This is a genomic window from bacterium, assembly GCA_030655055.1.
Classification (GTDB): domain Bacteria; phylum Edwardsbacteria; class AC1; order AC1; family EtOH8; genus UBA5202.
Genome location: JAURWH010000056.1, coordinates 1 through 10,771 on the forward strand (window position 1 = coordinate 1; position 10,771 = coordinate 10,771).

A 10,771-nucleotide genomic window follows, 5' to 3' on the forward strand; every position below is an offset into this window, starting at 1 on the left:
TCGATGCCGCCTTCCTGGGCCCCGGATTTGTGCTTGTATTCTATCCCGCCCAGATAAAGCTGGGCGGTACCGGTGATCGTGCTGTCTGATGGATCGTAATTGAGCCCGTCGACGTTGACCGAATCCAGCCGGGGCTCGCCAGAGGGAATGTAGGCATTGTTGAAATAATCGCCTTTGAGGGTATAGGGCATGCCCTTTTCTATCGACATGCCGGCCTTCAGGATCGGGATCTCAAAGTTGGCGCTCAGCACCAGGCTGGTCTGGGTGCCCGACAGTTTGCACTCAAAATTGTCGCTGAACATTGAGCTGTCAAAACTGCTGTGAACCTGAATGCTGTCGATCCTGATGCCATCGATGGTGTCGCCCACTATCCCGCTCAGGTCCTGGATCCGGGCCGAAGAATTGATGGCAAAGTTCCCGGTGGCCGAGAGCTTGGTCATCTTGATCCCCATTCCCAGTTTAAAGGGCCCGAACTTGGTGCCGCTGCCCAGGAATATTGGGGTGTTCATGATGCTGACATTGCCCTGGCCGCCCATGGTGATGACCCCGGTGCCGGAGACCCTGAGGTTGACGATTATCGGATAGGGAAGGCCGGGGACCATGGTGTTGTCCAGCTGGTAGGGATAATCATAGGTCATCTTCTGGGATATCTCCACTATGCTGGTATCCAGTCCCATCTCCATGCCGGAGCCGCGCTGTATGGCTATCCCCAGCCCGAAGGGTCCGGCCTTGCCGGCCACCCCCACGTAATCCAGGCCGCCCATGTCGGTCAGGGTCAGGGTGGTGGGCACCTTGATGGAGGGCGAAGCCTCGGAACTGTCTATGATCTTTATCTTGAAATCATTGCTGACGTCCTTGGAAAGGCTGCCGGCCACGAAGACATCCAGCCCCTGGGTGCGCTCCAACCCGGCCGGATTGATCATCATCCCCACCGCCCCGTGGGCCTGGACGATGTCCAGGAACCCGTGGTCCAGAAAGTAGAGGTTCAGGTCCGGAGTGCTCATCTTGATGTAAAAGCTCAGGGTGCTGTCTATGGTTTGAGCGCACAGCCCGCCGGCCAGCGCGGCCAGCAGCAACCCGGATAATAAGATCTTCTTCATAAAACACCCTCCTTTGCTATTCTGAAATTTCTGCAATATTATTTATTCCACACCTGTGTGCCTATGTGCCTGCCTGACGTTGGCCGAGTAGCCGGTGGTTGAGTGCCCCGCCTGACTTCGATACGGCTGAACCACTCAGTCAACGGCGGGGCGTATCGAAACCACCGGCTGTCCTATTCTATGTTTTGGACCTGCTCCCGCATTTTTTCTATCTCTTCCTTAAGCTGAACCGTCAGCTGGGAGATGGCGGCCTGGTTGGCCTTGGCCCCCATGGTATTGGATTCCCGGTTCATCTCCTGCAATAAAAAGTCCATCCGCCGGCCCACCGGCTCCGGTGTCTTCAGGAACTGCTCAAAGGCCTTAAGGTGGATCTTCAGCCGGACGCACTCCTCGGTGATGTCGCAGCGGTCGGCATAGATGGCGGCCTCCTGGGCCAGCCGGCCCTCGTCCACCCCGGTCCCGGCCAGCAGCTTGGCCATTTTGGCCTGCAATTGCTTCCGGTATTCATCCACCCGGCCTTCGGCCAGCTGTTCTATCTGGCTGACCACCCGGCTGATGTTGTTCAGGCGCTTTTTGAACTCGGCCTCCAGCCGTTTCCCCTCCTGCTGCCGCATCCGGTTAAGTTCGTCCAGCCCCCTGGTCAAAGGCTCCTGGATCAACTGCCAGGCTTTTTGTTCGGAGAAGGCGGTGGGAATGACCGTCAGCACATCGGGAAAAGCGGTGATGGAACGGATGTCTATCTCCCCCTTCAGCCCCAGCTCCTTTTTCAGGGTCAGCATGATCTTGTGGTAATGGCGGGCGGCCTTGATGTCCAGGCTGGGCAGGGAAGCCTCTTCCTGGCCGCTGTAATTCAGGACCAACGAAACCGAGCCCCGCGAGATGTTCTGCTGGACCAGGGTCTTTATTTTGGATTCCAGACCATTGAAGGCCCGGGGAAGTCTTAAGGATATCTCGGAATAGCGGTTGTTGACCGAACGGACCTCCACCCCTATCTGATGGTCCCTGGTCTTGGCCTCGGCCCGGCCGAAACCGGTCATGCTTTTTATCATTTAAACCTATTTTATGATTAGACTTATGATTATACCACAAATAAGGGTTATGTCAATTTTAAAGTGGTAAAAAAATAAAGGGCCGGAGATTTTCTCCGGCCCTTTTGCCCGATTATTTGCTTTAGATCAATGAATACTTTGGCCTGTTTTCCGCGGCCTGAGTTTAGTACTGGTGCACGAACAACCCGCTTCTCAATTTCGGCTCGAACCAGGTGCTCTTGGGCGGCATCACCTGCCCGGAATCGGCCACGCTGATCAGCTGATTGATGTTGACCGGGTGCAGGGAGAAGGCCACCGCATACTTGCCGGAATCCACTAATTTGACCAGCTCCTTGGTTCCCCTTATCCCGCCCACAAAGCCGATCCGCTTGTCGGTGCGCGGGTTCTCAATTCCCAGCACCGGCTGCAGCAGGTTGTCCTGCAGGATCGAGGCGTCCAGCCGTTTTACCGGGTCCTTCTGGTCGTAGCTCCCGTCCCTGGCGGTCAAAAGATACCACTTCCCGTCCAGGTACATGGAGAATTTCAGGTTTGCGCCGGGCACATCAGGGGCCTGCTCGGTCACTGTGAACTTCTGGCCGACCTTCTTCAGGAACTCGTCCCGGGTATTGCCGTTCAGGTCCTTCACCACCCGGTTGTAGGCCATGATGTTCATCTGGTTGTCGGGGAAGATCACGGTCAAAAAGAAGTTGTATTCCTCGCTGCCATTGTGCTTGGGGTTTTTGGCCTTGCGTTCCTTCCACAGCCGCCAGGCGGCTGCGCTGCGGTGGTGGCCGTCGGCCACGTACATGTATTTGAGTTTTGCAAACTCGGATTTAAGGGATCCTATGATCTGGTCGTCATCGCAGACCCACAGGGTATGCTTGACGCCGTCGTCGCTGGTGAAATCGTATTCCGGGGTCTTCTTGATCCAGTCGCCGATCAGCGAGTCTATGGCCGGGACCGCCGGATAGGTGAAGAACACCGGCTCGGTGTTGGCGTCTATGGTGCCGATGTGCCGGGTGCGGTCGTCCTCCTTGTCGGGCCGGGTGTGCTCGTGCTTCTTGATCACATCCTGGTCATAGTCCCCGGCCGAGGCCACCGCCACCAGGCCGATCTGCTGGTGGCCGCCCATGATCTGCTTGTAGATGTAGAAGCAGGGCTTTTGCTCCTGGAAAAGCCAGCCGTTGGTTTTGAATCTTTCGAAGTTGATCTTCCCCTGGTCGTAGACCTGGTCGGCGTGCTCGTCGGTCTTGGGGTCCAGGTCTATCTCCGGCCGGCTGATGTGCAGGTAGCTCTTGTCATTGCCTTTGGCCAGCTCCCGGGCCTCCTCGCTGTTGACCACGTCGTAGGGCGGCGCGGCGATGTCCTTGGCAAACTCTTTTTTGGGACGGACTGCCTTGAATGGTAGAACGACTGCCATGGATGCTCCTGATGTTATATATTAAACTTTTGTTTGACCAAATGAACGTTAATTCTATTACATTTCCCCCTAAATTTCAACCAAATAAAAAGCCCGGGAACGGACCTAACCCATACCCCTTCCCCATGGGGGAAGGGATTAAAAATCCCCCTCCTTGCGGGAGGGGGATAAAGGGGGCGGTCAAAAGCTATTTGTTCACCTGGAAGGTCCGGTCGCCATTCTCCAGAAACTTGACGATCTGGTTGGCCGCCGCCAGCCCGGCGTTGATGTTGGCCTCCGAGGTCTCGGCCCCCATCTTCTTCTTGGTGGCGTGATAGCGGCTGCCGAAGATCTCGGCGATCTCGGCGTGGCAGTCCGGCGCGATGTCGGTGGCGTACTTCAGGTCCTCGCGCTCGGCCATGGCCTTCTTCAGGCCTTCCTCGTCTATCACTTCCTTGCGGGCGGTGTTGATCAGGGCCGCGCCCTTCTTCATCTTGGACAGCAGGTCGTAGTTGATCGACTTCTTGGTCTTGTCGTTGGCCGGGATGTGCAGGGAGACATAGTCGCATTGGGAATAAAGTTCCTCTATTTTTTCTAAGACCTTGACCCCCTCGGCCTCCATCTTGGTCTTGTCCACGAAGGGATCGAAGGCATAGACCGTCATCCCGAATCCCTTGGCGATGCCGGCCACCAACCGGCCCACGTTGCCGTAGGCGTGGATGCCCAGTTTTTTGCCCCTCAGCTCCGAACCGTTGCCCTCGGTGAACTTGTTGCGGGCCAGAAAGACCATCATCCCCACGGCCAGCTCGGCCACGGCGTTGGAGTTCTGCCCCGGGGTGTTCATGGCGCAGATGCCCTTGGCGCTGGCGGCCGCCAGGTCTATGTTGTCGTAGCCGGCCCCGGCCCGGACGATGACCTTCAGGTTCTTGCCAGCCTCGATCACGGCGGCGTCAGCCTTGTCGGAGCGGATGATCATGGCGTCAACATCGGCCGCGGCCTTCAGCAGGTCGGCCTTGTCGGTGTATTTTTCCAGTTTGATGAGCTCATAGCCGGCCTCGGCGAAGATCTTGGAGATACCTTCCACCGCCACCTTGGCGAAGGGTTTTTCGGTGGCCAACAGCACTTTTTTTGCCATGATAACCTCCTGTATTTATTGATTCCCATTAATTGTTCAGCAGCATCGGAACTAACCTTAAAATGGTATCAAAACCGGCCTTAAAAGTCAACAGAAAACCGTCCCGCTTTTGGCGGGACGGTTTAGACTGACATGCGATGCCGTAAAAAGAGCTACTGATTGGCCTGGTCGAACTTCTTGATGAAGGCCACTAATTTTTCCACCCCCTCCAGCGGCATGGCGTTGTAGATGCTGGCCCGCATCCCGCCGGTCTTGCGGTGGCCGCTCAGGGTGGTCAGGCCCTCTTCGGCCGCTTCTTTCAGGAACTTCTTGTCCAGGTCCTCGGACGGGGTCCGGAAGGGGATGTTCATCAGGGAGCGGTCCTCCTTCTTCTGGACATGGCATTTGAACAGCTTGGAGTTGTCGATGGCGTCGTACAGCAGGGCGGCCTTCTGCTCATTGATCTTCTGCATGGCCGGCACCCCGCCCAGGGCCAGCAGGTGCTCGCACACCAGCTTGATGATGTAGATGCCGTAGCAGGGCGGCGTGTTGTACATCGAGCCGCCTTCCACGTGGGTCTTATACTTGAGCATGGTGGGGGTCTCGGGCTTGGAGAAGTCTATCATGTCGTCCCTGATGATGACCACGGTCACCCCGGACGGACCCATGTTCTTCTGGGCCCCGGCGTAGACCAGGGCGAACTGGTTGATGTCCACCACTTTTGACAGGATGTCCGAGGACATGTCCACCACCAGCGGCACGCCCTTGGTGTCGGGGAAGCTCTTCCAGGAGGTTCCGAAGATGGTGTTGTTGGTGGTCATGTGGAAATAGTCGGCGTCGGGGCGGAACTCCTTGGGATCAAGGGCCGGCAGGTGGTTGAAGACCTCCGGCTCGGAAGTGGCTATCACTTTGATGTCGCCGTAGCGCTTGGCCTCGGCGATGGCCTTGGTGGCCCATTCTCCGGTGTTGACGTAGTCGGCCTTGTTGGATTTCTTCATCAGGTTAAGCGGGATCATGGCGAACTGCATGGAGGCCCCGCCCTGCAGGAACAGCACCTTGTAATTGGCCGGTATGTTCATCAGTTCCCGGATAGCCTTCTCGGCCCCGTCGATGATCGACTGATAGACCTTGGAGCGATGGCTCATTTCCATCACGGACATCCCGGAGCCCTGGTAGTCCAGCATCTCGTCCGCGGCCTTTTTCAAAACCGCCTCGGGCAGCATTCCCGGACCGGCCGAAAAATTGAAAACCCTCTTTGCCATATCAAACTCCTTATATTAATATTGTTGATTCAAATCTGTGTTGAAGGCCGGCTTACCAGACTACGTCCGCCGCAGGCGGACGTAGTCTGGTGGAGCTGACCCTCCTCCGGCGGACTACTGCCCAGCATGGAGGAATAATGATGTGGGATTCTGCGCCTACGGCGCATCCGCCGCCGCCCAACTCCAAAGCATTCCTGCCGGCGGAGAACCCTGCTAACTTCGTTAGCCCTGGGTTCTCATTTAATGTTGTATGGTGCCCTCCTACGGTGGACTAAAGCCCGGCACGAAGGAATAATGGCGGAGCTGATGGGATTCTGCGCCTACGGCGCATCCGCCGCCGCCCAACTCCAAAGCATTCCTGCCGGCGGAGAACCCTGCTAACTTCGTTAGCCCTGGGTTCTCATTTTAAATATGGTGGAGCTGATGGGATTCGAACCCACTGCCTGTACGATGCGAACGTACCGCTCTACCAACTGAGCTACAGCCCCATAAACTAAATACTAAACCCTAATGTCTAAACCCTAAACCCTAACAACTAAGTATGATAACAAAATTTCACTCCGATTTCAACCCCATTCAGCGTTTAGTTATCTCCCTGACCGCCCCGGCAAAGGCGGCAATGCTTTTCCTGAACGCCTCCGGCTGGCTGCCGAAGCCGATCCTTATCCTGCCTGCATCCCCAAAGAACCTTCCCGGCACCACATAGACCTTGTATCTTTTTGCCAGCAGGTCCGCCAGTTTGCCGGCATCCCTGAAACCGGTAACTTTGGGGAACCAGATGCAGCCCTGTTCCGGGATGTCCCCCGAGACCAAACCTTCTTTTATCAGCGGCCCGGCGGCCTTGACCAGCTCCTTGCGGTTGCGGGCCGCGATGTCCAGCGACCGGGACAGGTAGGCGTCGAGCTGTTCAAACACCACCGCCGACATTGCCTCCAGGTAGCGCGAGCCGTTGCCGTCGGAAAGCACGAAATACGGAGCGATATGATCGATGGTCTTTTTATCGGCCAGGATCCAACCGCATTCCAGGTGGCTCAGACCGTAGACCTTGGACAGGCTGCCGGTGGAGATGTAGGCCCGGTCTATGGTGCAGGCCGGAGCCGGTTTGCCCGGCTCGAAGTCGCGGAACACCTCATCCATCAGGATCCGGGTCTTTTTGTTCTTCCGCCGCACCGCCCGGGCTATCTCCGCCAGTTCCTTTTTGCATAGATGCGCCCCGCTGGGGTTGTGCAGGTTGGTCAGGATCACCAAACTTGTTTTCTTGTCAACCAGGGCGGCCAGCTCGCCGGGATCGACCCGGTAGTGCGGCGGCCGCCGCTCCAGCCATTTGATGTTCGCGCCGGAAAGCCCGGCTATCTGCCACATCGGCTGGTAGGCCGGGGTCTCGCAGATGACGGTATCGCCCGGCTTGACCTGGGAGATTATGGAAAGATAGGTGGCGTTGGTGCAGCCGTTGGTCAGCAGTATCTCCCAAGGCTTGATCCCGTAACGCTTCGCAATCAGCTGTTTGAGCACCGGGTGTCCCCAGTCGTTGTTGTAGGACTGCAGCCGGCGCAGCTCTCCCCAGTTCTGTTTGGCGTGCTTCTCCAGCAGATCCAGCGGCTCGTAGACGTTGCTGGAAAGCAGCAGATGGCAGTCCCTGCGGTTCTGCAGGGCGATGTCGATGGCCTTGAACCAGGCCAGGTAGTTGTCAGTCATTATTAGATCACAGATTATTTTTAGCGTAGTATCATTCCCAGGTGATGGTCCATTTCCAGGAATTGGGGTTGCTTTCATCCAGGGCTACCCGCACGTTCTTGACCCCCACCAGTTCCGAAAGCCCCATGATGTACCCCCGAAGCACCTGGCGCATTTCGACCGGCAGTTCGGGGAAATCACTCACGGCAAAGATGATCCTCTTCTCTCCCTGGAACTCTTCCACCGATGTAACTCCGGTATCGTGGTAGGTGCGCCACAACCGCGATGATTGCTTCATCATGAAGGGAATGGTGGCCAGCGGCACTAGCAGCTTGTATATCCCGTTCAGGTTGGACTTGGCCATGCCCCGCCCCACTTCGATCCTGATGTCGGGCTTGTCTGCAAACAGGATGTTCCCGGCCGCCAAATAGATGCGTGTGGCCGCCTCCTCCGGAAACCAGCTGATGGGCATGGCGGTGCGGTAGGCCATGAAATCCTCCGGGCTCAGGGCCTTGGCCAGGGCCTGCTCGGCCTGCGGTCCTTTGGCCTCGATCATGTCCCGCAGCCAATTGATCCCGGTGCCCTTGGTCTTTGGCATAATTTAACCTCGGAATATTTAAACGTTCCTGCCTTCCTGGTTTCCTTATAAAAGCATCCCCGTTATTTCAAAGCCTTCTCTATCCGGTCGGCCGCATCGGCCAGGTTCTCTATGGTGTTGGCGTAGCTGAAGCGGACGTATCCCTCGCCCTCGGCCCCGAAGTTGGCCCCGGCCAGGGCGCAGATCCCGCAGTCGTTAAGCAAATAGTCGGTGAACTTGCGGGAATCCATCCCGGTCTGCTTGATGTTGACGAAGATGTAGAAGGCCCCGGCCGGCTTGCGGCAGGACAGTTTTGGTATCCTGTTGATCCGTTCCACGATGAAATCCCGGCGCTTTTTGAACTCGGTCATCATGGCGGTGACCTCATCCTGCGGGCCTTTCAGGGCCTCGATGCAGGCGATCTGGCTGAAGGTGGCGGTGCAGGAGTTGATGTTGGTCATCAGCTGGGCCATGTGCTCCACCAGCGCCGTGGGCATCAGGCCGTAGCCCACCCGCCAGCCGGTCATGGCGTAGGTCTTGGAGTAGCCGTTGAGGATGATGGTCAGGTCCTTCATTCCGGGAAACTGGGCGATGCTCTCGAACTTGCCCTCGTAGATCATCCGGTCGTAGATCTCGTCCGACAGCACCGGGATGTTGTTGTTGACCGCGATGTCGGCCACCGCCTTCAGGTCGTCCCTGGTCAGGATCCCGCCGGTGGGGTTGTGGGGCGAGTTGATGATGATCAGCTTGGTCTTCTTGGTGATCTTGGATTTCAGTTCGTTGACGTCCAGCCTAAAATCGTTGGCTTCCCGCAGCGGCAGCGGCACCGGCACCCCGCCGTTGAACTTGACCATGGACTGGTAGATGGGAAAGCCGGGGTCCGGCACCAGGCACTCGTCGCCCTCTTCCAGCAGGGCGGTGATGGCGAATGACATGATGGGCTTGGCGCCGGGGGTCACCACCACGTTCTCCGGCCCGTACTGGACGCCGATCTGCTTGGAGTAATACTCGGCGATGGCCTTGCGGTGCTCGGGCAGGCCGGCCGAGGGCCCGTAATGGGTCTTGCCGGCGTCCAGGGCCTTCTTGGCGGCTTCCTTGATGTTCTTGGGGGTGTCAAAATCCGGCTCGCCGATCTCCAGGTGGACGATCTTCTTGCCCTCGGCCTCCAGCTTCTTGGCCTTGGCCATCATCTCGAAGGCTGTCTCGACCTTCAGTTTCTCCATCTTGGCTGCAAATTTCATTTGTCTCTCCGTTTTATTTTGCCCACGAAATACACGAAAAACCCTAAAATAATTTTTAGTGGATTTTAGTGCCTTTTAGTGGGTAAGTGGTTTATAGCTTACCGAGAATGGCCAGGATGCCCATCACGATGAACAGCCCCCCGGCGATGTAATGCAGGATGTTCTGCGGGATGACCTTGATAATGGCCTGTCCGAACAGCGCCCCTATCAGGGTGACGCAGACCAGGGCCAGGCTGCCGCCCAAAAAGACCGAGAGCCAGCTCTTGGATTCAGAGGTCATGGTGATTACGGCCAATTGGGTCTTGTCGCCCAGCTCGGCCAGGAACAGGGTGACGAAAGCGGCGCCAAAGATTTTCCAGTTCATGAGATACTCTTTCTATCCGCAGACGCCGTCGGCCAAAGCCGGCAAACAAGTAAGCCTGCTATGGCGTCGGACGATTAAACAGATTTTCGCAGATTTATTTACTTTTGATAAAACGTTTATATTCTAAACTTGGTTTTCCGGTTCGTAGTAATTAATCCGAAAATGAGTAATCACTTTGTATTTCAAGTAATTTTGAATTTTGTATTTTATATAATATTATGCTTGCGGCACCTGTGCTGGGTGTATAACCCATGCGCGAAATATATACTTCATCAGCTATCGTAAATATCTGTTGAAATATTGAATGCGGTAACACATAAATATTTGAATCATTCAGAATAACCATAAAATGCTCTTTTAAGTTATTCAATGACATGAATTGTAATATAATTATTTTATTTTTGTTATTTGTTGATTTGTAATGCTCAATGTAATAATTGTCAGATATTTGCTTTTTTATGTAATTGATGTCATGCTTTGTCGTATCTACTATTGAATTAATAAATCCTTTAACGGGATTGGTTTTATAATTATCTGCTAAATGTTTTGTTATTTTGTTTAATAAACTGTCTTGTTCCTGAATAGAGAACTTACCTAACAGAATTTCACGTATATCATCTTTATGCTTCAAGGTATCGGGTAAATTTATTATAAGGTATTCATTAGATTTATCGATCAGATCATGGTTTACAAGGTTAAAATATATAAATTGTTCGCCATTCCCTTCGCTATTTTTAATATAAAAATAATTTATCTTGTCAATACCAACTATTTTTGAGTTTTTTAAGAGTGTTACTTTTTTACCCGGTTTTAATTTAAAATCATTTTTAATCAAAGTATTCGGGATTTTATATGCTTTATATAATTTTAGCGAGTCGTCAATCCCTGGCAGGGTATAAATAGAAATCCAAAGATCCTCATTATTCTCAATATTTTTAGTAATTACTATATCATCAGGCCTAACTATGTTATTTAAATAGAATTCAGCACTAAGTGCTTCTGCAATAAAAAC

General features: G+C 54.5%; 10 protein-coding genes and 1 tRNA gene. All 11 read right to left on the reverse strand.

The window, feature by feature from the left end; all coding sequences use genetic code 11:
* A partial coding sequence (locus tag Q7U71_02660; protein MDO9390655.1) for a hypothetical protein occupies positions 1 to 1,100 on the reverse strand: 1,100 nt, incomplete at its 3' end.
* 173 nt (positions 1,101 to 1,273) lie between these two features.
* Entirely contained in the window at positions 1,274 to 2,149 is an 876-nt protein-coding gene (locus Q7U71_02665) for a YicC/YloC family endoribonuclease (protein ID MDO9390656.1), read from the reverse strand.
* A 163-nt stretch (positions 2,150 to 2,312) separates the two neighbouring features.
* Entirely contained in the window at positions 2,313 to 3,548 is a 1,236-nt protein-coding gene (locus Q7U71_02670) for a DUF1015 family protein (protein ID MDO9390657.1), read from the reverse strand.
* A 187-nt stretch (positions 3,549 to 3,735) separates the two neighbouring features.
* Positions 3,736 to 4,662: a 3-phosphoglycerate dehydrogenase gene (locus tag Q7U71_02675; GenBank protein ID MDO9390658.1), complete on the reverse strand. Its 927-nt coding sequence runs from the start codon at positions 4,660 to 4,662 to the stop codon at positions 3,736 to 3,738.
* 152 nt (positions 4,663 to 4,814) lie between these two features.
* The gene (gene serC, locus Q7U71_02680; protein MDO9390659.1) at positions 4,815 to 5,903 is read right to left on the reverse strand and encodes a 3-phosphoserine/phosphohydroxythreonine transaminase; all 1,089 of its coding nucleotides are present in this window, start codon (positions 5,901 to 5,903) and stop codon (positions 4,815 to 4,817) included.
* 412 nt (positions 5,904 to 6,315) lie between these two features.
* Positions 6,316 to 6,391 (reverse strand) — tRNA-Ala (locus Q7U71_02685).
* A gap of 88 nt (positions 6,392 to 6,479) precedes the next feature.
* Positions 6,480 to 7,598, reverse strand: coding sequence for a pyridoxal phosphate-dependent aminotransferase (locus Q7U71_02690; GenBank protein MDO9390660.1), 1,119 nt, complete (start codon positions 7,596 to 7,598; stop codon positions 6,480 to 6,482).
* Between the two features lie 31 nt (positions 7,599 to 7,629).
* Complete coding sequence (locus tag Q7U71_02695) at positions 7,630 to 8,175, reverse strand: hypothetical protein (protein ID MDO9390661.1); 546 nt, start codon at positions 8,173 to 8,175, stop codon at positions 7,630 to 7,632.
* Between the two features lie 62 nt (positions 8,176 to 8,237).
* Positions 8,238 to 9,395, reverse strand: a complete 1,158-nt coding sequence (locus Q7U71_02700) for a pyridoxal phosphate-dependent aminotransferase (GenBank protein MDO9390662.1) — start codon at positions 9,393 to 9,395, stop codon at positions 8,238 to 8,240.
* A 91-nt stretch (positions 9,396 to 9,486) separates the two neighbouring features.
* Positions 9,487 to 9,759 carry a TMEM165/GDT1 family protein gene (locus tag Q7U71_02705; protein ID MDO9390663.1) on the reverse strand — a complete coding sequence of 91 codons (273 nt, stop codon included), beginning with the start codon at positions 9,757 to 9,759 and terminating at the stop codon, positions 9,487 to 9,489.
* Between the two features lie 151 nt (positions 9,760 to 9,910).
* Positions 9,911 to 10,771: hypothetical protein (locus Q7U71_02710; protein ID MDO9390664.1), on the reverse strand; the 861-nt coding region annotated here is incomplete at its 5' end.